The organism is Pseudomonas sp. KU43P (genome assembly GCF_033095865.1).
GTDB lineage: Bacteria > Pseudomonadota > Gammaproteobacteria > Pseudomonadales > Pseudomonadaceae > Aquipseudomonas.
This window is the reverse complement of the sequence record NZ_AP019365.1, coordinates 3,152,544-3,175,261: the sequence shown is the minus strand read 5'-3', so window position 1 is coordinate 3,175,261 and position 22,718 is coordinate 3,152,544. Positions and strand designations below refer to the sequence as shown.

The following is a 22,718-nucleotide window of genomic DNA, read 5'->3' as shown; positions in this document are numbered from 1 at the left end:
CATGCGCGGCATGACGTATTCAGGAAGACTGACCTGGGGCCTGGTTATCTGGGCCGCCAGTTTCGCAGCATGGGGCCAGAGCGAGTTGCTGGTGCAGGTTAAACCCGCCAACAAGGCGCTCAAGGCCAATGTCGAAGGCTATATCGGCAACCTTGGAGACCGCGATGAGGAAGCGCTGTTGCGCTTCAGTCGCGGGGCACAGGAGCAGGCGCGCAAGGCGGCGCAGGCACTTGGCTATTATCAGGCGCAGATCGACACCGAGGTCAAACCGCCGACCAAGGCCGATCAGCCGGCAAAACTCATCATTCATATCGACCCGGGCGAGCCGGTGCGCCTGCGCAACGTGACCGTGCGCATCGAAGGGCCCGCCAGCGAGATGAAGGCCTTTCGCGTGCCCGACAGCAGAGCGCTGCGGGCAGGCGAGCCGCTCAACCATGGCACGTATGAAGATGCCAAGCGGCTGATCCAGAACCAGGCCTCGCGCTACGGCTTCTTCAGTGGGCACTTCAGCCGCCAGCGCTTGGCGGTCGACCCCCAGGCCGGGGTAGCTGACATCGAACTGGTGTACCAGAGCGGCCCACGTTATCGCCTGGGTGCGGTCAGATTCAGCGGTGATTCGCCGCTGGACGAAGAACTGCTGCACCGCATGGTTTCCTTCAAGCCCGGCACGCCGTATGACTCAGAGCTGATCGCCGAACTCAACAATGACCTGCAGTCGAGCGGCTACTTCGAAGGCGTGAGGGTAGACGCCGCGCCCACCGCCGCCGTGGCCGAAGAAATCCCTGTGGATGTGCGCCTGGACATCCGCAAGCCAAGAACCATGGGCCTGGGCCTGGGCTTTTCGACCGACGTCGGCCCGCGCGCCAAGGCCAACTGGACACGCCATTGGGTCAACGCCCAGGGCCACAGCTACGGCTGGGAAACCGAACTGTCGGCGCCCCGGCAGAACGTCGGCCTGTGGTACGACGTGCCCCTGGATCCGCCGCTGACCGACAAGCTGCGTTTCGCCGGTGGCTACCAGAACGAAGAGATTGCCGGCACCGACACCCTCAGCAAGCTGCTGACCGTCGGCCCGGAATGGCACAGCAAGTTGCCCAGCGGCTGGCAGCGGGTGATTTCCCTCAAGTATCAGCGCGAAGAATATCGCCTGGGCGATGACTCGGGGCTGAGCAACCTGCTCATGCCCGGTGTGAGCTTCTCGTACCTGCGCAGCGACAACCGTATCGATCCGCACAATGGCTATCGCCTGCAGTTCGACACGCAGGTGGCCAAGGAAGGGCTGGTGTCGGACACCAACCTGCTGCATGGCAATGTCCTGCTCAAGGGCCTGACCACCCTGGGCCACAACCATCGGTTCCTGGGCCGTGTGCAGTTCGGTGGCAGCGCCACCAACGGCTACAAGAACAACATCCCGCCGTCGTTGCGCTTCTTCGCCGGTGGTGACCAGAGCGTGCGTGGCTATGACTACCAGACGCTATCGCCCAAGAACAGCGATGGCGACCGAATCGGTGGCCGCTATCTGGTGGCAGGCAGTGTCGAGTACCAGTATTCGCTGACCGAAAAGTGGCGCGTGGCGACCTTTGTCGACCAGGGCAATGCGTTCAATACCCTGGAGCTGCCCAGCCTCAAGACCGGTGTCGGTTTTGGTGTGCGCTGGGTTTCGCCGGTCGGGCCGCTGCGCCTGGACCTGGCCAAGGCGCTCGATGACGACGGCGGTATTCGCCTGCACTTCTCCATGGGGCCTGAGCTGTGATGCGTGTGTTGAAATTCATTCTGCTGGGCGTGCTTGGCAGTGTGTTGCTGGTGGTGCTGGCCCTGGGGTTATTGCTGGGTACCGAAGGGGGCAGCCGCTGGGTGCTCGGGAAGGTGCCGGGCCTGGTAGTAACCGATTTCAAAGGTCGCCTGGCGGGCACTTGGCAGGCCAGCCAGTTGAGCTGGATCGACGCTGGCAACCGCGTCGAGGTGCAGGGGCCGCTGCTGAACTGGTCTCCAGGTTGCCTCCTGAGGGCCAAATTGTGCATCGACCAGCTGCAGGCCGAACGTATCGACATGGCGTTCGCGCCAAGCGATCAGCCCGCCGAAAGCGGCCCCCTGCAACTCCCGACCCTGCGCCTGCCGCTGGCCATCGAGCTGGGTGAGGTCAAGGTAGGTCAGGTACGCCTGGATGGCAGCGACCTGTTGGGTGATCTGCACCTGGCGGCGCACTGGACTGCCACCGGCCTGCGCATCGACAGCCTGCACCTGCAGCGCGATGAATTGCAGGTGAGCCTGCAGGGTGACCTGCAGCCTGAGGGCGACTGGCCTGTGCAACTGCAGGGGCAGGTGCAGTTGCCCAAGGTGCAAGGGCAGGCCTGGCAACTGGCGCTGACGGCCAAGGGCGAGTTGCAGAAGACCCTGGACCTCGATGCGACCAGCAGCGGCTACCTCGATGCGCACCTTACCGGCAGCTTGCAGGCATTGGCCGAGCATCTGCCGGCCAGGGTGCAGATCCGTTCCGAGGCGTTCAAACCCACTGCATCGCTGCCCGACACGCTTCAGCTCAACCAGCTCAAGCTTGATGCGGAAGGGGATCTGCTCAAGGGCTATCAGCTTTCCGGTAGCGCCAGCCTGCCCGCCGAACAGGCGCCTATCGCGCTGGCTCTGAGCGGTAAGGTCGATGCAAAAGGGGCAAATTTGGATGCCCTGGACCTCACGGCCAGCGACAGCCAGCGCGTCAAGTTGCAGGCTAGCGCCGACTGGCAGAACGGCCTGGTGGCCGATGCCCAGCTCGACTGGCAAGACTTCCCCTGGCTGCGCCTGTATCCGCTGGAAACGCCGCCGCAGGTCACGCTCAAGCGTTTCAACGCCCAGGTGCAGTACCGCGACGGCAATTACCAGGGCGCCTTCAAGGGCGATCTCGATGGCCCCGCCGGGGCCTTCAGCGTGGCCAGTCCGTTCGACGGTGACCAGGGCCAGGTGCGCCTGCCGCAACTGGCCCTCACTGCCGGCCAGGGCAAGGCTGCCGGCAGTGTCGCTGTGCGCTTTGCCGACACGCTGGCCTGGGATGTCGACCTGCAATTGTCGGCTCTCGACCCGGCCTACTGGCTCGCCGAACTGCCCGGAACCCTGGCGGGCCCGTTGCGCAGCAAAGGCGAAATGAAGGGCGAACAGCTCACCCTCGACGCCCAGCTCGACCTCAAGGGCCGCCTGCGCGGCCAACCGGCACTGCTCAAGGTCGAGGCTCAGGGCGCTGGGGAAGCCTGGACGCTCGGTGGGTTGTCCGTGCAGTTGGGTGACAACCGCATCAACGGCAGCGGCAGCCTGCAACAGCGCTTGGCTGGCCGTGTCGACCTCGACCTGCCGCGCCTGGGCCAGCTGTGGCCCAGGTTGCAGGGGCAGGTAAAAGGCCGTCTGGATGTGAGTGGCACACTGAAAGCCCCCCAGGGCAAGCTGGCCTTGCTGGGCCAGCAACTGGCGCAGGCGGAAAACCGTATCCAACGTCTGGATCTGGAGGCAAACCTGGACAGCGCCCAACGTGGCGTGATCGACCTCAAGGCCAACGGAATCCGCCTGGGGGATACCGTGCTGGGTACCTTGCAGGCCAATGGCAAGGGCGACATCCGCCAACAGGCACTGACCCTCGGCCTTGATGGTCCGCAATTGAAGCTTGATCTGGGTCTGGACGGCCAGCTGAACAAAGGCGATTGGCGTGGCCGCCTGGCTAGCGGCAGGATCCAGGCCGGTGGCCAGGACTGGCAACTGCAAGCGCCAGCGCGGCTACAGCGGCTGGCCAGCGGCCAACTCGATTTCGGCGCCCATTGCTGGCGCTCCGGTCAGGCCAGTTTGTGCGGTGAGGATCAACGCCTGGCACCGGAACCGCGCCTGCGTTATCACCTCAAGCAGTTCCCGCTGCAAAGCCTTGCCCAATGGTTACCGAAGGATTTTGCCTGGCACGGCCTGCTCAATGCCGACGTCAACCTGGACATCCCGGCCAGCGGGCCCAAAGGCACGCTGAGCATCGATGCCAGTGGCGGCACCCTGCGGGTGCGCGATAAAGGGCGCTGGATCGACTTCCCTTACCAGACGCTGCGTATCGACAGCAACCTGGCGCCCCGCCGCGTCGATACCCGCCTGGCATTCCGGGGTGAGCGTCTGGGCGAGCTCAGCCTCAACACCCGGCTCGATCCGCTGGGCAAGAACAAGCCGCTATCAGGTGATTTCCGCCTTGCCGGCCTCGACCTGTCGATTGCCCGGCCTTTCGTGCCGATGGTCGAACGCCTGGCAGGGCAGTTGAATGGCAGTGGCCAGTTGTCCGGCACCTTGCTGGCCCCGCAGGTCAACGGCAACCTGGTGCTCAGTGGTGGCGAAGTGAGCGGCGCCGAGCTGCCCGTCAGCCTGCAGGATCTGTCGCTGCAGGCCTTGATTGCCGGCGAGCAGGTGCATCTCAACGGGGGCTGGCGCAGCGGTGATGCCGGCCGTGGCCAGTTGAGCGGCCAACTGACCTGGGGCCAGGCCCTGGGGGTGGACCTGCATCTGCAGGGCCAGCAGTTGCCGGTTACCGTCGAACCTTACGCAACGCTCGAAGTGGCCCCGGACCTCAAACTGCAGATGATCGACGACAAACTGGCAGTGACAGGCAAGGTGCTTGTGCCCAAGGGCAAGATCACCGTGCGCGAGTTGCCGCCGTCGACCGTGAAGGTTTCGGACGATACGGTCATCGTGGGTCACCAGACCGAAGAGGGCAAGGCACCCATGGCCATGGCGATGGACATCGATGTGGAAGTGGGGCGGGACAAGCTGTCCTTCAGCGGCTTCGGCCTGACTGCCAACCTGCTTGGCCATGTGCACATTGGCGACAACATGGACACGCGTGGCGAGCTGAGCCTTGCCGATGGCCGCTACCGCGCCTATGGCCAGCGCTTGACCATCCGCCGAGCGCGCCTGTTGTTCGCCGGGCCCATCGATCAGCCTTACCTGGATATCGAAGCGATCCGCCAGGTCGATGACGTCATCGCCGGCATTCGCCTTAGTGGCAGCGCCGAGCAACCGACCACCAAGGTGTTCTCGGAACCTGCCATGAGCCAGGAGCAGGCCCTGTCCTACCTGGTGCTAGGGCGCCCGCTGGGCACCTCGGGCGAGGACAACAACATGCTTGCCGAGGCCGCGCTTGGCCTGGGGCTGGCTGGCAGCGCCGGAATCACCGGCAGCCTGGCGTCGAGCCTGGGCATCGATGACTTCCAGCTGGACACCGAAGGCTCGGGCAATAGCACCAGCGTGGTGGCCAGCGGCAACCTGACCGAAAAACTGAGCCTGCGTTATGGGGTGGGGGTGTTCGAGCCAGCCAATACCATCGCCTTGCGCTACAAGCTGAGCAAGAAGGTCTACCTGGAAGCGGCCAGCGGTCTGGCAAGCTCGCTGGATATCTTCTACAAGCGCGACTTCTGATGGCCGTCAGCGCGTGTGGCGGCTTCGAGGAATTCGTCGGTTTCAGGGCGGAAGAGGGATGCGCGCAGGCGTGATCACTTCGACCAGGCGGGCCTTCATGGGGCGGCTGGTTCTTCCAATCAATCGACTCTTCGATCAAGCGGTGCCCCGCTGTCACCAGCGGGGCCTGGCAGGGTCGTGGACGCTGCCGTTACGGTTGGCCCGGCGTGGTGCCAGGGGCGCCTCCAGCGTTGTTGTTGGGGTTTGCCGCGTCGGTGAGCAAGTCGATGGCTTGCAGGGGGCCGGCGATCATGCGATCCATGGGCAGGGCATTGACGACGGAACCGATCAGGCTGGAGTCAATGGACATGGTGAGCGTTTTCTCCATGGGGGCGGTTTTTGCCATGACCCTTGGCGGTCATGGCGCGAGCGCTCAGCGAACGCAAAGCTCCTGGCGGCGAATGTTGCCGATCTGACGCAGGCTCAGGCCGTACTTGTCGGCCAGTAGGCTGCGTGACAAGCCGTTGGCGCTTTCCTTCTGGATTTGCAGGTTGCGCAGCTGGCGCATGAAGTGGTCTGCCTTGGGGATTTCCAGGGCCACGCCGGCAAATCGCTTTATCAGCGCGTCCAGCGCCTCACCTGGCAGCAGTTCGGCGAGCTTGCTCCGCTCTCGGTGCTTGGGGATGTACTTGGGCCTGCCGCCATAGGCGCAGGTGAGCTGATAGGCATTTTCGATGCCGATGCATTCGATCAGTGCCTGAAGCGAATGCGGCAGTTGGCTGATGTCGATGGCAGAAAGATCTGGAAATTTCATGTGAGGCTTCCTCGCGGTGAGTGGGGCGCGATTGCTTCGAAAATCCGTTGGCGGGTTTGGTGTTCACCAGCGTTGTCGTGTCGTTGGCGTGGGTTGATTTTCAGTGACCGGTGAAGGCTGTCGCTAGGCGCCAAGTGGTCTGGTGCTTGTAGCCTCGGTGAACAGGAGTTGCAGGCAGCGTTTTCTTCGCTTGTAGGACTTGCCTTCAGCAATGCGCTGGATGCCTTGGAATCTCGTGAACTGGCATTCCCTGCATTCAAGTGGGTAACAGAACCTCAAGTTAGTTGCAGGGATAGCTGTTGAGCAGGCGTGCACTGCCGAGGTAGGGGGCGGCATGGTCAGCCATGCCTTGCAGCAAAGTGCGCCAGTCGACCTCCAGGCACGGGGCGTTGAGCGCCTGTTTCGCTTGGATGCCGATGACGAGGTCGGGGAAGTGGCGTCGATAGCGTGCAACAGTGCTGTTCAGGGCTTCGACGTGCTCAGCCTGGTCCAGGCCCTGCCGGGCCAGTTCGGGCAAGCGTGCCTGCTCGACGGTGAAGTGCGGCTGTTGCTCCTGCGCCCGCAGATAGCCTTCTGCGCGAATGCGTTGCCACATTTGTTGCCATGGGTGGGTGCCGGCATGGGCGGCTAGCAGCTTGCCCAGGTCGAGCAACTGTTCCGGCGAAACCTGGTGGGTATCGAGGGCGTGAGCGGGGAGGGTGGGAAGCGGCAGGATGAACAGGGCTTGTTTGAGCATGATGGCTCCAGCATGGGGCATGCGACACCCATGCTTTCAGCTCGCTCCAGCCACGCTAAGCAGGAAATGCAGCGCCGGTGGCCAAGGGCGTTGTATCATGGCCGCGGCTCGTTGCGAGCCATTTGACTCCGATGTTGCAAGGACCTTTCAATGACACACGTGCAGCGCCTCAAATATTCACTCCTGATCATCCTGGTGGTGCTGGGCCTCATGCTGGGCCTTTCCCATCTGCAGAAAGAAGGCACGATCAGTGAACAGACCTTCCAGATGCTGGCCATCGCCATTGCCGTGGTCGTGGTCGTGATCAACGGGATTCTGCGGCGCAAGGTCAAGCCTTGACCCATGCGGGCCGGCCAGCACTGGCCGGCCAAGCCTTCAGCGCACGCAGGGTTGCTCGAGCAGGGCGCGCGCCTGCGGGTCGAGGCTGTAGCACTTGTCGCTGCCCAGGCTTATTACCCCTTCTGCGCAAAGGCGCTTGAGCACCTCGCGTACGCTGAGGAAAGACAACGGGATGTCCAACTGCTCGAGTTGCGCGTGCACCCCGCGTACGCCAATGCTGCGGCCCGTGCGGTCGGCATTGTGCAGGGCAACGATGACCTTCAGGCGGATCAGGCTAGTACGCAGGCCATAGGCACGCAGCAACTCGCGAATCAGCTCGTTGCCGACACGCTCGTCCCCGCCAGCGCCTTGGCCCTGGGTCGCCTTTGCCGGTGCGCGCCCGGCGTGCATCGAGGGTTGCGGGTTGTACATGTGAATGCTCCTTTTCGTGGACTGTCCCGAAATGTGGGTGGCTCACTTAGTAGGACGAATGAGATCGGCAAATCTGCAGCCTTCGCGAAAAAAAGATGCAGGGCTGATTTCCATAAAGACGACTGTCCTGCCTCCTTTGCGTAAAATTTTCATCCAGGCATTCGTTTGATCGGAAATGACCCCCTGAATCCGAGGAATGCCCGTGTTGTCGATTTCGCGTCCCTTGACCTGCGCAGGCCTGGCGGCTGCTCTGGTCATCTCTAGCATTGCCGCTCAAGCGCGGGAACCAAGCGCCGATGCCAGTGCGAAGATCCGCCGAACCAGCTTTGGTGTCCCGCATATCCTGGCCAAGAATGAGCGCGGCCTGGGCTATGGCATCGGTTATGCCTACGGTCAGGACAACCTGTGCCTGCTGGCCAACGAGGTGTTGACGGTCAACGGTGAGCGCTCGCGCTTTTTTGGCCCCCAGGGCAAAACCCTCGAACAGCGTGACAATCTGGCCAGTGACCTGTTCTTCACCTGGCTCAATACGCCAGTCGCTGTGAATGCCTTCCTCCAGGCCCAACCCGCGCAGGTGCGTGACCTGCTGGAAGGCTATGCCAGCGGCTTCAACCGAGCGCTGGGCGAGCGTCGCAGCCAGGGCCTGCCGGCCGAATGCGGGGCGGGTGAATGGCTGCGGCCGATCACCAGCCTGGACCTGGTGAAATTGACCCGTCGCCTGCTGGTGGAAGGTGGCGTCGGCCAGTTCGTCGAAGCCCTGGCGGCAGCGCAACCGCCGCAGTTGGCCGGCCAGCGCGACACCGCCGGTTTCGGCGCGGCACTGGCCCAGCAGCAGCGCTTTGCCTCGGAACGCGGCAGCAACGCCGTGGCGCTGGGAGGGCAGCGTTCGGCCAATGGCCGCGGGCTGTTGCTGGCCAACCCGCACTTCCCGTGGATGGGCGGGATGCGACTCTACCAGATGCAGTTGACCATTCCCGGGCAGGTGGATGTGATGGGCGCCGCATTGCCTGGCCTGCCGGTAGTGAACATCGGCTTCAACCGGCACCTGGCCTGGACCCACACGGTCGATACGTCGAAGCACTTCACGCTCTATCGCTTGCAACTGGACCCGAAGGACCCGACCCGTTATCTGCTCGATGGCCAGTCGTTGCCTCTGACCCGGCAAGCCGTCAGTGTTACCGTAAAAGCAGCAGACGGCACCTTGAGCCAGGTAGAGCGCCAGCTCTACAGCTCGCAATTCGGGCCGGTGGTGCAGTGGCCCGGCCGCCTGGACTGGGACACCCAGGCCGCCTACAGCCTGCGTGATGCCAACCTGGACAACACCCGCGTGCTGCAGCAGTGGTACAGCATCAACCGGGCTGACAGCCTCGATGCCTTGAAAGGTTCCATCACCAAGCTGCAAGGCATCCCGTGGGTCAACACCCTGGCTGTGGACGAGGGTGGCCGGGCGCTATACCTGAACCAGTCGGTGGTGCCATATGTCGATCAGCAGCTGTTGAACCAATGCAGCAACCCCGCTGCGCAAGGGCCTCTGGTGGTGCTGGATGGCTCACGCAGTGCTTGCCAGTGGAAGGTCGACGCGCAGGCCGCGCAGCCGGGAATCTTCCCGGCACACATGCTGCCGCAGCTTGAGCGCAACGACTTCGTGCAGAACTCCAACGACCCCGCCTGGATGGCCAACCCGGCCCAGCCACTGAGCGGTTTTTCACCGTTGATCAGCCGCGATGACCAACCAATGGGCATGCGCGGGCGCTTTGCCTTGCAGCGCCTGCAGGGCAGCGCCAAGCTCGGTGTCGATGATTTGCAGCGGATGGTACTGGATGACGAGGTCTATCTGGCCAGCCTGGTACTACCAGACCTGCTGCAGTGGTGCAAAGGCGCCGAGGCAGACGTGCAGGCTGTTTGCGCCAGCCTGGCGGCCTGGAATGGCAAGGCTGACCTGAACAGCGGGATCGGCCTGGTGCACTTCAGTAACATGGCCGAAGTACTGACCAGGCAGCCACGGGTCTGGCGGGTAGCGTTCGACCCGGCAGACCCGCAACACACACCGCGTGGCCTGGCTGTAGAGCAGGCGGCCGTGGGCAAACTGGTGCACGAGGCGGCGCTGGTTTCGCTCCAGCAGGTAGCGAAGGCCGGTGTGGAGCAGGGCAGTCAGTGGGGGCAGATCCAGCAGGCGGCCGATGGCACACCGGTGCCGGGAGGGCCGCAGGGTTTGGGGGTTTATAACGCGATGTTCAGCGTGCCCCATGGGCCGGGCAAGCGGTTGGTGGTCAGCGGTACCAGCTACCTGCAACTGGTCAGCTTCACCGATGAGGGGCCGCAGGCGCGTGGCTTGCTGGCGTTTTCGCAGTCCAGCGAGGCGGGTTCGGCCCATGCCAGTGACCAGACCAAGGCGTTTTCGGCCAAGCAGCTGGCACCGATGCCGTTTACCGAGGCGCAGATCAAGGCTGATCCGCAGTACCGGCAGTATGTGATCAGCGAGCGGGACAAGGGGGCGGTGGCAAGTCAGCCTTGAGCGGGGCTTTACCGCCCTCATCGCCGGCAAGCCGGCTCTCACAAGTACGGCGCAGGGCATGAGACCTGTAGCAAACCTGTGGGAGCCGGCTTGCCGGCGATAGGGTCGGTAGGGCCTTTCAGGAAAACTCGAACGGCTCCAGTGCAAAGCCCTGGGCATCCACCTGCAGGGTCCAGCCTCGGCGGTCCCAGTCCCCCAGCACGATGCGCCGCGCTGGCTCGCCGTCCACCACCAGCTTGTGTATCGCCGGGCGGTGGGTGTGGCCATGCACCAGCGTGCGCACACCGTGCGCCGCCATCACCTTGGGGACTTCCTCAGGCGTGACGTCGACGATTTCGTTGGCTTTCATCTGTACCTGTGCGCGGCTTTCGCTGCGCAACTTGCGCGCCAGCTTGTGCCGCGTGGACAGCGGCAGGTGGCGTAGCACCCACAAGGTGAGCGGGTTGCGCAGGTAGCGGCGCATCTTCATGTAGCCGACATCGCGGGTACACAGGGTGTCGCCGTGCATCAGCAGCACCTGCTCGCCGCCCAGCGTGATGACGCTGGGGTCGGCAAGCAGGGTGCAGCCTGCAGCCTTGCAGAAGTCCTGGCCAAGCAGGAAATCACGGTTGCCGTGCATCAGGTAGATCGCCGTGCCGCTGTCGCTCAGCCGGCGCAGGGCCTGGCAGATCGACTGCTGGAAGGGCGTCATGGCATCGTCGCCGATCCACGCTTCGAAGAAGTCGCCCAGGATGTACAAGGCTGTTGCATGCCGCGCGCGGCCGTCGAGCAGATCAAGAAACGCCCGGGTAATGTCCGGGCGTTCTTCTTGCAGGTGCAGATCGGAGATCAGCAGGATCACTCAATGATCTCGGCTTTCTCGATGATCACGTCGTCTTTCGGCACGTCCTGGTGGCCGGCCTTGGAGCCGGTGGCGACTTTTTCGATCGCCTCGACGATTTCACGGCCTTCGATCACTTCGCCGAATACCGCGTAGCCCCAGCCCTGTACGTTCTTGCCGCTGTGGTTGAGGAAGTCGTTGTCGGAAGCGTTGATGAAGAATTGAGCGGAAGCGGAGTGCGGCTCCATGGTACGGGCCATGGCGATGCTGTACTTGGTGTTCTTCAGGCCGTTGTCGGCTTCGTTCTGGATGCTGGCGCGGGTTTTCTTCTGGTTCATGCCGGCTTCGAAACCGCCACCTTGGATCATGAAGCCCTTGATCACACGGTGGAACACGGTGCCGTCGTAGTGGCCGTCCTTGACGTACTGAACGAAGTTTTCGACGGTCACCGGCGCCTTTTCGGCGTTCAGTTGAATGACGATGTCGCCGTGGTTGGTGGTCAGTTTGACTTTGGACATGCTGGAATTCGCTCTTTCAAGGCAATCGGAATAGGGGGGCGCAGTGCGCGGGTTAACACCTGACGCAACATCCGGCGACCGCGACACATGGCGCGCGTCGGCCATTTTGCACGGGTTGCAATAAAACGCACCAGTTTGTCGGTGCCCGGCTGTCAGCAGCTTGACTGCTTCGGCTATGATAGGCCCTTTGATTCAATCGGCCTACCCAGGCCGGACACGTGCATTCAAGGATCCTATGAGCAAGCCCACTGCCGACAACGCGCCCAACGCCGCTGCCAAAGGCGCCCCCGCTGTCCCTGCGAACTTCCTGCGGCCGATCATCCAGGCCGACCTGGACTCGGGCAAGCACAGCAGCATCGTCACCCGCTTCCCGCCGGAGCCCAACGGCTACCTGCACATCGGCCACGCCAAGTCGATCTGCGTCAATTTCGGCCTGGCCAAGGAATTCGGCGGCGTCTGCCACCTGCGCTTTGACGATACCAACCCGGCCAAGGAAGACCAGGAATACATCGACGCCATCCAGAGCGACGTCAAATGGCTGGGCTTCGACTGGGCCGGCGACGTGCGTTATGCCTCGGACTACTTCGACCAGTTGCACGACTGGGCCGTCGAACTGATCAAGCGTGGCAAGGCCTATGTCTGCGACCTGACCCCTGATCAAGCCAAGCAATACCGTGGCAGCTTGACCGAGCCTGGCAAGAACAGCCCGTTCCGCGAGCGCAGCGTCGAAGAGAACCTCGACCTGTTCGCCCGCATGAAGGCCGGCGAGTACAAGGACGGCGAACGCGTGCTGCGCGCGAAGATCGACATGGCCTCGCCGAACATGAACCTGCGCGACCCGATCCTCTACCGCATCCGTCACGCCCACCACCACCAGACCGGTGACAAGTGGTGCATCTACCCGAACTACGATTTCACCCATGGTCAGTCCGATGCCATCGAAGGCATCACCCACTCGATCTGCACCCTCGAGTTCGAAGGCCACCGCCCGCTGTACGACTGGTTCCTTGACAACCTGCCGGTACCGGCGCACCCGCGCCAGTACGAGTTCAGCCGCCTGAACCTGAACTACACCATCACCTCCAAGCGCAAGCTCAAGCAACTGGTCGACGAAAAACACGTCAGCGCCTGGGATGACCCGCGCATGTCGACCCTGTCGGGCTTCCGCCGCCGTGGCTACACCCCCGCCTCGATCCGCAATTTCTGCGAGATGGTCGGTACCAACCGTTCCGACGGCGTGGTCGACATGTCGATGCTCGAATTCAGCATCCGTGACGACCTGGACCGCACCGCGCCACGCGCCATGTGCGTGCTGCGCCCGCTGAAGGTGGTGATCACCAACTACCCGCAAGGCCAGGTCGAACAGCTCGAGCTGCCGCGTCACCCGAAAGAGGACATGGGCGTTCGTGTGCTGCCGTTCGCGCGTGAAATCTACATCGACCGTGACGACTTCATGGAAGAGCCACCCAAGGGCTACAAGCGCCTGGAACCGGCCGGTGAAGTGCGCCTGCGCGGCAGCTACGTGATCCGCGCCGATGAGGCGATCAAGGATGCCGACGGCAACATCGTCGAGCTGCGCTGCTCCTACGACCCGGACACCCTGGGCAAGAATCCCGAGGGCCGCAAGGTCAAGGGCGTGATCCACTGGGTGCCGGCCGAAGCCAGCGTCGAGTGCGAAGTACGCCTGTACGACCGCCTGTTCCGCTCGCCGAACCCGGAAAAGACCGAGGACGGCGGCACCTTCCTCGACAACATCAACCCAGATTCCCTGCAAGTGCTGACCGGCTGCCGCGCTGAGCCGTCGCTGGGTCAGGCGCAACCGGAAGACCGCTTCCAGTTCGAGCGCGAAGGCTACTTCTGCGCCGACCTCAAGGACAGCCAGCCGGGCCGCCCGGTGTTCAACCGCACCGTCACCCTGCGTGACTCCTGGGGCAGCTAAGGAACCGCCGTGCTTAACATCTACAACACGCTGAGCAAGACCAAGGAAGCCTTCAAGCCGCTCGATGGCAACAAGGTGCGCATGTACGTGTGCGGCATGACCGTGTACGACTACTGCCACCTTGGCCACGGCCGCAGCATGGTGGCCTTCGACCTGGTCACCCGCTGGCTGCGCAAGAGCGGCTACGAGCTGACCTATGTGCGCAACATCACCGACATCGACGACAAGATCATCAACCGGGCCAACGAGAACGGTGAGTCGTTCGACGCGCTGACTGCCCGCATGATCGATGCGATGCACGAAGACGAGCGCCGCCTGAACATCCTGCCGCCGGACCAGGAGCCGCGTGCCACCGACCATATCCCCGGTATGCACGCGATGATCCAGACCCTGATCGACAAGGGCTACGCCTACGCGCCGGGCAACGGCGATGTGTACTACCGGGTCGGCAAGTTCGTCGGCTACGGCAAGCTGTCACGCAAGAAGATCGAAGACCTGCGCATCGGCGCCCGCATCGAGGTCGACGAGGCCAAGCAGGATCCGCTCGACTTCGTGCTGTGGAAGGGCGTCAAGCCGGGCGAGCCCTACTGGGATTCGCCGTGGGGCCCAGGCCGTCCTGGCTGGCACATCGAGTGCTCGGTGATGTCCACCTGCTGCCTTGGCGAGAGCTTCGACATCCACGGTGGTGGCAGTGACCTTGAGTTCCCGCACCACGAGAACGAGATCGCCCAGAGCGAAGCGGCTACCGGTAAGCAGTACGCCAACGCCTGGATGCATTGCGGCATGATCCGTATCAATGGCGAGAAGATGTCCAAGTCGTTGAACAACTTCTTCACCATCCGTGACGTGCTCGACAAGTACCACCCGGAGGTGGTGCGCTACCTGCTGGTGGCCAGCCACTACCGCAGCGCCATCAACTACTCCGAAGACAGCCTTCGCGATGCCAAGGGGGCGCTGGAGCGCTTCTATCACGCCCTGCGTGGTCTGCCGCGCGTTGCGGCCAAGGGCGGTGAGGAATTCGTCGAGCGCTTCAGCGTGGCGATGAACGACGACTTCGGTACGCCGGAAGCCTGTGCCGTGCTGTTCGACCTGGTGCGCGAGATCAACCGCCTGCGTGACAGCGACCTCGACGCCGCTGCCGGCCTGGCCGGTCGCCTGCGTGAGCTGGGAGATGTGCTGGGCGTGCTGCAGCTCGAGGCTGATGACTTCCTGCGTGCAGGCGCGGAAGGCAAAGTCGATGCCGCCGAGGTGGAAGCCTTGATTCAGGCGCGCCTGCAGGCGCGTGCGGACAAGAACTGGGCTGAATCCGACCGTATCCGCGACCAGCTGACCGCCATGGGCGTGGTGCTGGAAGATGGCAAGGGTGGGACCACCTGGCGTCTGGCGGACTGATCGCGACAACTGGGGCTGCTTTGCAGCCCAATCGCCGACAAGCCGGCTCCCACAGTGAGGGCGACGCAGAACCTGTGGGAGCCGGCTCGCCGGCGATTGGGTCGCAAAAGCGACCCCAGTGTCTATTTGCGCAACCCCGCCAACGGGCAGTGCAGCACCAGCTTCGCCCCACCTATCTCGCTTTCGCCGATCTCCAGCCCGAACCCGTGCAGGTCGACGATTGCCGCAACGATCGACAACCCTAGCCCGAACCCCGGGTGCCGGTGGCCTTCATCGCTGCGGTAGAAGCGCTTCAACACTGCCGTGCGTTCTTCCTCGGGAATCCCCGGGCCGCTGTCCTCGATGGCGATGTGCACACCTCGCTCATCGTGCGTGGCCTTGATGGCCACTCGGCCGCCTTCAGGGGTGAACTTGATGCCGTTGCCCACCAGATTGGCCAGTGCTTCGAACAGCAATTCACGGTCGCCGTGCAACGCCGGCAACTGCTCAGGCTGCTGCAACTGCAGGCGAATACCACCGTCCTCGGCCAGAGGCAGGTAGAAATCATGCAGTTCAACCAGCAAGTCGTGCGGGTCGAGCTCGACGAAGCCGGCGCGGCGCTGACGGTCCTCAAGTTCGCTGATGCGCAACAGGCCGCGAAAACGCGCCATCAAGGTGTCGGTCTCGCCGATGGCCTGGTCCAGGGCCTCGGCCTGCGGTGAATCCGCCTCGCTCTGCTGGCGGATGCGATACAGCTGGGCACGCAGGCGGGTGAGGGGCGTGCGCAGGTCGTGGGCAATGTTGTCGCAGACCCCTTTGACTTCGTGCATCAGTCGTTCGATACGGTCGAGCATGGCGTTGACGATGGCTGCCAACATGTCCAGCTCATCACGCCGTGCCGACAGTGGAAGCCGGTGGGTAAGGTCGCCAGCGACGATCAGCTCGGCCTGGGCCTGGATCGCGCGGATGCGCTTGAGCGGGCGTCGGCGCAAGAGGTACCAGCCTGCAAAGCCTGGGATCAGGGTCAGGGAGATGCCCCAGAGCAGCGCGTGCAGGATGATGCGGGTGACCACGAACAGTGAGCCATTGTCGCGGAACAGCACCAGCCAGCGACCGTCCTGCACCTTGATCGCCACTGCGTCGCAGCTGTCGCGCGGCATGTGCGGGTCATCGGCGTCCAGGCAGCGCTTGAGCTCGTGCACCTTGCCGTCCAGGCCGAGCTCAGGCGGAATGGCGCGGATGCGCCCGCCAACCGGGTTCAACTGGGCATCGAACAGGCCATAGGCATCGAACGCCCGCTCCTCGAAGGCTTGGCTCGCGACCAGTGCGTCATCGAGCTGCTTGCCGCTCATGTGAGCGAACAGGTGCTGGCGCTGCAGCATGGAGTGGCGAGTTAGCTTGTTCAGGTAGCTGGACACCTCGAAGTACAGCACCCCCATGAGGATGCTGCTCCAGGCCACGAAGAGGAAGCTGTACAGTGCCAGCAGGCGGCTGGTCGAAGAACTCCAGCCCTTAGACGGGTTCAGCAATGGCATAGCCGGAGCCCCGTACCGTACGGATCAGCGGCGACTGCCCGGGGGAATCGATCTTCTTGCGCAAGCGGCCGATGTGCACGTCGATCAGATTGGTGCCGGGGTCGAAGTGGTAGCCCCAGACTTCCTCGAAGATCATCATCCGTGTAATCACCTGGCCACTGTGGCGCATCAGGTACTCCAGCAGCTTGTATTCGGTGGGCAGCAGGTTGAGTGTCTGCTCGCCGCGGCGTGCCTCGTGGCTGATCAGGTCCAGTTGCAGGTCGGCGACCTGCAGGCGGGTCTGGGTCATGGGCACGCTGTTGCGACGCAGCAGCACCTCGACCCGGGCGGCCATCTCGTCGGAGGCGAACGGCTTGGTCAGGTAGTCGTCACCACCGGCGCGCAGGCCGCGTACACGTTCGTCGACATCGGACAGGGCGCTGATCATCAGGATCGGCGTGGCAATCTTGAGGTTGCGCAGGGTGGTGACGATCGTCAGGCCATCGACCTCGGGCAGCATGCGGTCCAGGGTGATCAGGTCGTAACCGCCGGCAATGGCCTTGGCCAGGCCTTCGCGGCCGTTGTCGGCCCACTCCACTTCCAGACCGTGGCTGGTCAGTTCGGCGACGATTTCCTGGCCGGTGACGGCGTCGTCTTCGATGGTCAGTACACGTGGCATGCTCGTTCCTGGGCGTCTAAAGGAGACTTGATTGTGCCAAAGAATAGCCAAACGGCGATTTAAGAAAAATTCATCTGACGGCTTTGGCCTGCACTGGCGCTATCGCCGGCAAGCTGGCTCCCACAGTGAGGGCGACGCAGAACCTGTGGGAGCCGGCTTGCCGGCGATAGCGCCAGTGCAGGCAGCCAAAAAAAACGGGGTATGCCAATCATTGGCATACCCCGTTTTCAATGTGGCACTCCTCAGGCGACCTTGACGATCCAGCCAGCCGGCGCCTCGACGTCACCGCTCTGGATGCCGGTCAGCTCGTTGTAGAGCTTCTGGGTCACCGGGCCGACTTTTTCCAGGTCGTGGAACACGTGCAGCTTGCCGTTGTACTCGATACCACCGATCGGGGTGATCACCGCAGCAGTGCCGCAAGCGCCGGCTTCGATGAAGCGGTCGAGCTTGTTGATCTCGACATCGCCTTCGATCACGGTCAGGCCCAGGCGCGATTGTGCCAGTTCCATCAGCGACAGGCGGGTGATGCCTGGCAGTACCGAGGCCGATTTCGGGGTGACGAACTCGTTGTTGGCGGTGATGCCGAAGAAGTTGGCCGAACCGACTTCCTCGATCTTGGTGTGGGTCAGCGGGTCGAGGTAGATAGCGTCGGCGAAGTTGGCCTTCTTCGCCTCGGCGCCCGGCTGCAGGCTGGCCGCGTAGTTGCCGCCGACCTTGGCTGCGCCGGTGCCTTGCGGGGCCGCACGGTCGAAGCTGGAGATCTGGAAGTTGTGCGGCTTCATGCCGCCCTTGAAGTACGAGCCAACCGGGATGGCGAACACCGAGAAAATGAACTCGGGGGCGGTACGCACGCCGATGTTGTCGCCGGTACCAATCACGAACGGACGCAGGTACAGAGCGCCCTTGCCGTGCGGCGGGACGAACTTCTCGTTGGCCTTGACGACCTGCTTGCAGGCTTCGATGAACACATCGGTCGGCACCTGCGGCATCAGCAGGCGCGCGCAACTGCGCTGCATGCGGGCAGCATTCTGGTCTGGGCGGAACAGGTTGATCGAGCCGTCCTTGCAACGGTAGGCCTTCAGGCCTTCGAAGCATTGCTGGCCATAGTGCAGGGCGGTGGAGCCTTCACTGATGTGCAGCACATTGTCTTCGGTCAGGGTGCCTTTGTCCCACTCACCATTGCGCCATACCGACAGGTAGCGCTTGTCGGTCTTGATGTAGTCGAAGCCCAGCTTGTCCCAGTTAATGCTCTCGTTACTCATGACACCCTCGATTGTCTTGCAGATGCCCGATCGCTCGGGCTGCTGTTATATGCGCACCACGCCACGATAATACATCCGCCGCGGATCGGGAACGGCCAGTCACGAATTGGCGGGGCCAGTAGGTGCATGTCGGCGGATTTTTAGTGTTCATGAGATAGAGCGCCGCCCGCGCGGCGCTTTATCCATAGACGCTGCATTTCTATCTGCAGCCCTCAAGTCGCTTGTTCCAGTCGCCCGCATGGCTGCGCGCGCAGGCTTCTTCGCTGTCAAACCGCACATGCCACGCCGGGTGATCCAGCTGCACGCCGGCCTCGTCGAGCGCCTGGGACGTCAGTAACAGCATGCGCGCTTTCGCATCGCCTGCCAGCGCTGCGGCCTTGTCGGCCTCGTGCTCGAAGACCCAGGTGATACGCAGACTGGCCGGAAACTGGCCCGGGTCAAGGCGATGGGTCAGCCAGCTGAACCCGACGATTTCTGCCTTGGCGGTTTCGCAGGCGTCGGTCAGGCAGGCGACCAGCTCACGCTCCAGGCGCGCCAGCTCACGTTTGCTCACAGGCTTCACTGGGCAGCTTCGTCGTCGATCTGCTGGCAGAAGCGCAGCAAGTTGCCGAACGGGTCGCGAATCTGCATCTGCAGGCCCCAGTCGACAGGTTCTGCCTCTGGGCGGGAGTAGCCGTATCGCTTGTCTTGCAGCTCGCGCTCCAGCGCGCGCAGGTCTTCGGTCCTGGCAAACACGGTCGAGCCAGGGCAGGCGTCGCCGTGGTGTTCGCTCAGGTGCAGGATCAGCCCGTCTCGGCGAATTTGCGCATACAGCGGCAGGTCTGGGCTGAAACGGTGTTCCCAGTCCAGGGTGAACCCGAGGAAATCGAGGTAGAACTCCTTGGCCTTGTCGACCGAGAAGATTCGCAGCACAGGGATGGCGGGGGCGAGAGACATGGCGGTTCCTTGGCCGTGGGTAAAGCACGACTGTAGCGCAGCACCGGAACGGGGCCAAGGTGCGCGCTCGTATTGTGCGCCAACCCATTGAATGCCCCATCCCAGAGCCATCGCAAAGAAGATTTCATCTGCCTTCACCTGCGTAGTTGGCCCGCTAACTGCTATATCCCAGCCAGCGAATTTGATCGAGTGGTCAGGCCAGTCACGCGTTGGCGGATGAACCTGATCGCTCTGGGCGGCCGAGAGGCCATGAAAATCGGGGTCTGTGGGATGTCGCTTGCCTTGCAGGTGAAGAAATTTGAAATGGATGCAGGCTGGAGCGCCCACCTGCAGTTGCGCTTCGTCGAGCGCGAGGGCGTGACCCGCCTTGGTGCGCGCCGTCATTTCGGACCTCTTTTGGTGCAGCGGCCATTCTATCCGGAAGGCGCGCCGTGCCATGTCTATGTGCTGCACCCGCCCGGCGGCATCGTCGCCGGTGACCGGTTGGAGCTGGACATTCACCTGGAACCCGGCAGCCATGCTCTGCTGACCATGCCCGGGGCGAGCAAGTTCTACCGCAGCATCGGCCCTACCGCCTACTTGGCTCAGCGCTTTCACCTGCAAGCCGGCAGCACCCTGGAATGGCTGCCCCAGGACAGCATCTTCTTCTCGGGCGCCCGCGCCAGCCTGGACAGCCGCTTCACCCTGGAGCCCGGCGCTCGGCTGCTGGCCTGGGAAACCCTGTGCCTGGGCCGCCCGGTGATGAGCGAACGCTTCGATCAGGGCGCCCTGGACAGTCGCCTGCACATCGAACTGCCCGACGAACCTGGCCTGCACGAGCGCCTGCGCATCAGCGGCGGCCAGCTGGCCAAATTGGCTGGGCACCCGTTGTCCGCCACCTTCTGCGCATCACCTGCCAACCCGGCCGTGCTGGAGCAGGCCCGGGCACTGCTCGATGGGCTCGACACGCCAGCGGGCGCCACCTTGCTCGGCTCGCTGCTGGTGATCCGCCTGCTCGACCACGACAACCAACACCTGCAACGCACCCTGCAACGCTTATGGCACGTCTTGCGGCCGGCCGTTCTCGGCCTGCCCGCGTGCCCGCCGCGCATCTGGGCCACTTGAGAGAGCGCCATGGAGCTGACCCCAAGAGAGAAAGACAAACTGCTGCTGTTCACTGCCGCACTGCTGGCTGAACGGCGCTTGGCCCGTGGCCTCAGGCTCAACTACCCGGAAGCGGTGGCGTTGATCAGCGCTGCGGTGCTCGAAGGCGCCCGCGATGGTCGCACCGTGGCCGAGTTGATGAGCCTGGGCCGCGAAGTGATCGGCCGTGAGCAGGTCATGGACGGCGTTGCCGAGATGCTCCATGACGTGCAGGTCGAGGCCACGTTCCCCGACGGCACCAAGCTGGTGACCGTGCATGACCCCATCGTCTGACCTGGCGCAGGAGCCCAGCATGATTCCAGGTGAAATTCAGGTAGCCGACGGCGACATCGAGCTCAATGTCGGCCGTGCAACGGTCAGCGTCAGCGTGGCCAACCATGGTGATCGACCGGTGCAGGTCGGCTCGCACTACCACTTCTACGAGGTCAATGACGCGTTGGTGTTCGAGCGCGAGCCGACGCTCGGTTTCCGCCTCGATATCCCGGCCGGTACCGCCGTGCGCTTCGAACCGGGCCAATCGCGTACCGTGCAGCTGGTCGCCTATGCCGGCAAGCGCGAGGTATACGGCTTCCAGGGCAAGGTGATGGGTGCACTGGAGGGTAGGGTATGAGCCGTATTTCGCGCAGGGCCTACGCCGACATGTTCGGCCCCACGGTCGGCGACCGTGTGCGCCTGGCCGACACCGCATTGTGGGTTGAAGTCGAGAAGGACTTCACGGTCTATGGCGAAGAGGTCAAGTTCGGCGGTGGCAAGGTGATCCGCGACGGCATGGGCCAGGGCCAGATGCTGGCTGCCCAGGCCATGGACCTGGTGCTGACCAATGCCCTGATCATCGACCACTGGGGCATCGTCAAGGCCGATATCGGCGTCAAGCACGGGCGCATCGCGGCCATCGGCAAGGCCGGCAACCCCGATGTACAGCCGGGCGTGACCGTGCCGGTTGGCCCAGGCACCGAAGTGATTGCCGCCGAAGGCAAGATCGTCACCGCCGGCGGTATCGATTCGCACATCCACTTCATCTGCCCGCAGCAGGTAGAAGAAGCGCTGACCAGTGGCGTGACCACCTTCATCGGTGGCGGCACCGGGCCGGCCACCGGCACCAACGCCACCACCTGCACGCCGGGGCCGTGGTACCTGGCGCGTATGCTGCAGGCCGCCGATTGCCTGCCGATCAACATCGGCCTGCTGGGCAAGGGCAATGCCTCGCGGCCCGAAGCCTTGCGCGAGCAGATCGCCGCCGGTGCGGTGGGCCTGAAGTTGCACGAGGACTGGGGGTCGACCCCGGCCGCCATCGACTGCTGCCTGGGTGTGGCGGAAGAAATGGACATCCAGGTGGCGATCCACACCGACACCCTCAACGAGTCCGGTTGCATCGAAGACACCCTGGCCGCCATCGGCGACCGCACCATCCATACCTTCCACACCGAAGGTGCCGGCGGCGGCCATGCCCCGGACATCATCCGTGCAGCAGGGCAGGCCAATGTGCTGCCGTCCTCGACCAACCCGACCTTGCCGTACACGGTCAACACCGTCGACGAGCACCTGGACATGCTCATGGTCTGCCACCACCTGGACCCGAGCATTGCCGAAGACGTGGCGTTCGCCGAGTCGCGCATCCGCCGCGAAACCATTGCCGCCGAGGACATCCTGCACGACATGGGGGCCTTCGCCATGACCTCGTCCGACTCCCAGGCCATGGGCCGGGTTGGCGAGGTGGTGCTGCGCACCTGGCAGGTGGCGCACCAAATGAAGCTGCGCCGGGGGCCGTTGGCCCCCGACAGCAGCTACAGCGACAACTTCCGAGTCAAGCGCTACATCGCCAAGTACACCCTCAACCCGGCGCTGACCCATGGCATCGCCCATGAAGTCGGTTCGGTGGAAGTGGGCAAGCTGGCCGACCTGGTGCTGTGGGCGCCGGCCTTCTTCGCAGTCAAGCCGGCCCTGGTGATCAAGGGCGGGATGATCGTTACCGCCCCCATGGGCGACATCAACGGTTCGATCCCGACTCCGCAGCCGGTGCACTACCGGCCCATGTTCGGTGCCCTCGGCGCGGCCCGCCATGCCACGCGCATGACATTCCTGCCCCAGGCCGCCATGGACCGTGGCCTGGCCGGGGAACTGGGGCTGCAGAGCCTGATCGGCGTGGCCCATGGCTGCCGCCTGGTGCGCAAGGCCGACATGGTGCACAACTCACTGCAACCGCTGATCGAAGTCGATTCGCAGACCTACCAGGTGCGCGCCGATGGTGAGCTGCTGGTGTGCGAGCCGGCCCGCGAACTGCCGCTTGCCCAACGTTATTTCCTGTTCTGAAGGAGTGA

The 22,718-nt window shown here is 63.6% G+C and carries 21 protein-coding genes; 10 read left to right on the top strand and 11 right to left on the bottom strand.

From position 1 onward, the window contains the following. Positions 1 to 10: 10 nt before the first annotated feature. On the top strand, positions 11 to 1,753 hold the full coding sequence (locus KU43P_RS14410) for an autotransporter assembly complex protein TamA (RefSeq protein WP_317658046.1): 1,743 nt from the start codon (positions 11 to 13) through the stop codon (positions 1,751 to 1,753). After that, positions 1,750 to 5,424 carry a translocation/assembly module TamB domain-containing protein gene (locus tag KU43P_RS14405; protein ID WP_317658045.1) on the top strand — a complete coding sequence of 1,225 codons (3,675 nt, stop codon included), beginning with the start codon at positions 1,750 to 1,752 and terminating at the stop codon, positions 5,422 to 5,424. The genes KU43P_RS14410 and KU43P_RS14405 overlap by 4 nt, the downstream gene beginning before the upstream one ends. Before the next feature lie 190 nt (positions 5,425 to 5,614). Here the strand turns inward: KU43P_RS14405 and KU43P_RS14400 are convergent, their stop codons facing one another. From KU43P_RS14400 to KU43P_RS14390, 3 genes are all read right to left on the bottom strand, one after another. After that, complete coding sequence (locus KU43P_RS14400) at positions 5,615 to 5,773, bottom strand: hypothetical protein (protein WP_317663921.1); 159 nt, start codon at positions 5,771 to 5,773, stop codon at positions 5,615 to 5,617. A 63-nt stretch (positions 5,774 to 5,836) separates the two neighbouring features. Beyond that, the gene (locus KU43P_RS14395; protein ID WP_317658044.1) at positions 5,837 to 6,217 is read right to left on the bottom strand and encodes a Mor transcription activator family protein; all 381 of its coding nucleotides are present in this window, start codon (positions 6,215 to 6,217) and stop codon (positions 5,837 to 5,839) included. Positions 6,218 to 6,497: 280 nt separating this feature from the next. Continuing rightward, positions 6,498 to 6,953 (bottom strand): hypothetical protein, encoded by a 456-nt coding sequence (locus KU43P_RS14390; protein WP_317658043.1) that lies wholly within the window; start codon positions 6,951 to 6,953, stop codon positions 6,498 to 6,500. 150 nt (positions 6,954 to 7,103) lie between these two features. Between KU43P_RS14390 and KU43P_RS14385 the strand changes: the two genes are divergently transcribed. Then, complete coding sequence (locus tag KU43P_RS14385) at positions 7,104 to 7,292, top strand: hypothetical protein (RefSeq protein WP_085626588.1); 189 nt, start codon at positions 7,104 to 7,106, stop codon at positions 7,290 to 7,292. 36 nt (positions 7,293 to 7,328) lie between these two features. Here the strand turns inward: KU43P_RS14385 and KU43P_RS14380 are convergent, their stop codons facing one another. Then, the gene (locus KU43P_RS14380; RefSeq protein WP_317658042.1) at positions 7,329 to 7,703 is read right to left on the bottom strand and encodes a fe2+ zn2+ uptake regulation protein; all 375 of its coding nucleotides are present in this window, start codon (positions 7,701 to 7,703) and stop codon (positions 7,329 to 7,331) included. Between the two features lie 196 nt (positions 7,704 to 7,899). Here KU43P_RS14380 and KU43P_RS14375 point away from each other — a divergent pair, with 196 nt between their 5' ends. Continuing rightward, positions 7,900 to 10,218 carry an acylase gene (locus KU43P_RS14375; RefSeq protein ID WP_317658041.1) on the top strand — a complete coding sequence of 773 codons (2,319 nt, stop codon included), beginning with the start codon at positions 7,900 to 7,902 and terminating at the stop codon, positions 10,216 to 10,218. A 118-nt stretch (positions 10,219 to 10,336) separates the two neighbouring features. On the opposite strand, the gene KU43P_RS14370 is transcribed toward KU43P_RS14375, so the two are convergent. Beyond that, positions 10,337 to 11,059 (bottom strand): UDP-2,3-diacylglucosamine diphosphatase, encoded by a 723-nt coding sequence (locus KU43P_RS14370; protein WP_317658040.1) that lies wholly within the window; start codon positions 11,057 to 11,059, stop codon positions 10,337 to 10,339. Further along, complete coding sequence (locus KU43P_RS14365; protein WP_317658039.1) at positions 11,056 to 11,556, bottom strand: peptidylprolyl isomerase; 501 nt, start codon at positions 11,554 to 11,556, stop codon at positions 11,056 to 11,058. The genes KU43P_RS14370 and KU43P_RS14365 overlap by 4 nt, the downstream gene beginning before the upstream one ends. A 235-nt stretch (positions 11,557 to 11,791) precedes the next feature. On the opposite strand from KU43P_RS14365, the gene KU43P_RS14360 reads away from it, so the two are divergent. Together KU43P_RS14360 and cysS are read left to right on the top strand one after the other, a co-directional pair. After that, entirely contained in the window at positions 11,792 to 13,495 is a 1,704-nt protein-coding gene (locus KU43P_RS14360) for a glutamine--tRNA ligase/YqeY domain fusion protein (protein ID WP_317658038.1), read from the top strand. 9 nt (positions 13,496 to 13,504) lie between these two features. After that, positions 13,505 to 14,887, top strand: a complete 1,383-nt coding sequence (cysS, locus tag KU43P_RS14355) for a cysteine--tRNA ligase (RefSeq protein ID WP_317658037.1) — start codon at positions 13,505 to 13,507, stop codon at positions 14,885 to 14,887. A 122-nt stretch (positions 14,888 to 15,009) separates the two neighbouring features. Here the strand turns inward: cysS and KU43P_RS14350 are convergent, their stop codons facing one another. The 5 genes from KU43P_RS14350 to KU43P_RS14330 all read right to left on the bottom strand — a co-directional run bounded on the left by KU43P_RS14350 (position 15,010) and on the right by KU43P_RS14330 (position 19,257). Then, positions 15,010 to 16,401, bottom strand: a complete 1,392-nt coding sequence (locus KU43P_RS14350) for a sensor histidine kinase (RefSeq protein ID WP_317658036.1) — start codon at positions 16,399 to 16,401, stop codon at positions 15,010 to 15,012. Then, positions 16,379 to 17,059: a response regulator transcription factor gene (locus KU43P_RS14345; RefSeq protein ID WP_317658035.1), complete on the bottom strand. Its 681-nt coding sequence runs from the start codon at positions 17,057 to 17,059 to the stop codon at positions 16,379 to 16,381. The genes KU43P_RS14350 and KU43P_RS14345 overlap by 23 nt, the downstream gene beginning before the upstream one ends. A 242-nt stretch (positions 17,060 to 17,301) precedes the next feature. Beyond that, positions 17,302 to 18,321, bottom strand: a complete 1,020-nt coding sequence (locus KU43P_RS14340) for a branched-chain amino acid aminotransferase (RefSeq protein ID WP_060514178.1) — start codon at positions 18,319 to 18,321, stop codon at positions 17,302 to 17,304. Positions 18,322 to 18,520: 199 nt separating this feature from the next. Then, positions 18,521 to 18,883 carry a hypothetical protein gene (locus tag KU43P_RS14335; protein ID WP_317658034.1) on the bottom strand — a complete coding sequence of 121 codons (363 nt, stop codon included), beginning with the start codon at positions 18,881 to 18,883 and terminating at the stop codon, positions 18,521 to 18,523. Then, on the bottom strand, positions 18,880 to 19,257 hold the full coding sequence (locus KU43P_RS14330) for a glyoxalase superfamily protein (RefSeq protein WP_317658033.1): 378 nt from the start codon (positions 19,255 to 19,257) through the stop codon (positions 18,880 to 18,882). The genes KU43P_RS14335 and KU43P_RS14330 overlap by 4 nt, the downstream gene beginning before the upstream one ends. Before the next feature lie 270 nt (positions 19,258 to 19,527). Here KU43P_RS14330 and KU43P_RS14325 point away from each other — a divergent pair, with 270 nt between their 5' ends. Genes KU43P_RS14325 through ureC form a run of 4 tightly spaced genes read left to right on the top strand, consistent with a single transcriptional unit; the run spans position 19,528 to position 22,710 of the window. After that, positions 19,528 to 20,361 (top strand): urease accessory protein UreD, encoded by an 834-nt coding sequence (locus KU43P_RS14325; protein ID WP_317663820.1) that lies wholly within the window; start codon positions 19,528 to 19,530, stop codon positions 20,359 to 20,361. 9 nt (positions 20,362 to 20,370) lie between these two features. Then, positions 20,371 to 20,673, top strand: a complete 303-nt coding sequence (locus tag KU43P_RS14320; RefSeq protein WP_236235799.1) for an urease subunit gamma — start codon at positions 20,371 to 20,373, stop codon at positions 20,671 to 20,673. A gap of 19 nt (positions 20,674 to 20,692) precedes the next feature. Next, entirely contained in the window at positions 20,693 to 21,010 is a 318-nt protein-coding gene (locus KU43P_RS14315; protein WP_317663819.1) for an urease subunit beta, read from the top strand. Beyond that, positions 21,007 to 22,710, top strand: a complete 1,704-nt coding sequence (ureC, locus tag KU43P_RS14310) for an urease subunit alpha (protein ID WP_317658032.1) — start codon at positions 21,007 to 21,009, stop codon at positions 22,708 to 22,710. Before KU43P_RS14315 ends, ureC begins: the two co-directional genes overlap by 4 nt. Positions 22,711 to 22,718: the final 8 nt, after the last annotated feature.

Coding starts and splice junctions, on each gene's coding strand:
- KU43P_RS14400 (WP_317663921.1), bottom strand. CDS start 5,773: ATGTCCATTGACTCCAGCCTGATCGGTTCCGTCGTCAATGCCCTGCCC.
- KU43P_RS14350 (WP_317658036.1), bottom strand. CDS start 16,401: ATGCCATTGCTGAACCCGTCTAAGGGCTGGAGTTCTTCGACCAGCCGC.
- KU43P_RS14320 (WP_236235799.1), top strand. CDS start 20,371: ATGGAGCTGACCCCAAGAGAGAAAGACAAACTGCTGCTGTTCACTGCC.
- KU43P_RS14360 (WP_317658038.1), top strand. CDS start 11,792: ATGAGCAAGCCCACTGCCGACAACGCGCCCAACGCCGCTGCCAAAGGC.
- ureC (WP_317658032.1), top strand. CDS start 21,007: ATGAGCCGTATTTCGCGCAGGGCCTACGCCGACATGTTCGGCCCCACG.
- KU43P_RS14330 (WP_317658033.1), bottom strand. CDS start 19,257: ATGTCTCTCGCCCCCGCCATCCCTGTGCTGCGAATCTTCTCGGTCGAC.
- KU43P_RS14315 (WP_317663819.1), top strand. CDS start 20,693: ATGATTCCAGGTGAAATTCAGGTAGCCGACGGCGACATCGAGCTCAAT.
- KU43P_RS14325 (WP_317663820.1), top strand. CDS start 19,528: ATGTCGCTTGCCTTGCAGGTGAAGAAATTTGAAATGGATGCAGGCTGG.
- KU43P_RS14340 (WP_060514178.1), bottom strand. CDS start 18,321: ATGAGTAACGAGAGCATTAACTGGGACAAGCTGGGCTTCGACTACATC.
- KU43P_RS14390 (WP_317658043.1), bottom strand. CDS start 6,953: ATGCTCAAACAAGCCCTGTTCATCCTGCCGCTTCCCACCCTCCCCGCT.
- KU43P_RS14410 (WP_317658046.1), top strand. CDS start 11: ATGACGTATTCAGGAAGACTGACCTGGGGCCTGGTTATCTGGGCCGCC.
- KU43P_RS14395 (WP_317658044.1), bottom strand. CDS start 6,217: ATGAAATTTCCAGATCTTTCTGCCATCGACATCAGCCAACTGCCGCAT.
- KU43P_RS14365 (WP_317658039.1), bottom strand. CDS start 11,556: ATGTCCAAAGTCAAACTGACCACCAACCACGGCGACATCGTCATTCAA.
- KU43P_RS14375 (WP_317658041.1), top strand. CDS start 7,900: ATGCCCGTGTTGTCGATTTCGCGTCCCTTGACCTGCGCAGGCCTGGCG.
- KU43P_RS14380 (WP_317658042.1), bottom strand. CDS start 7,703: ATGTACAACCCGCAACCCTCGATGCACGCCGGGCGCGCACCGGCAAAG.
- KU43P_RS14345 (WP_317658035.1), bottom strand. CDS start 17,059: ATGCCACGTGTACTGACCATCGAAGACGACGCCGTCACCGGCCAGGAA.
- KU43P_RS14385 (WP_085626588.1), top strand. CDS start 7,104: ATGACACACGTGCAGCGCCTCAAATATTCACTCCTGATCATCCTGGTG.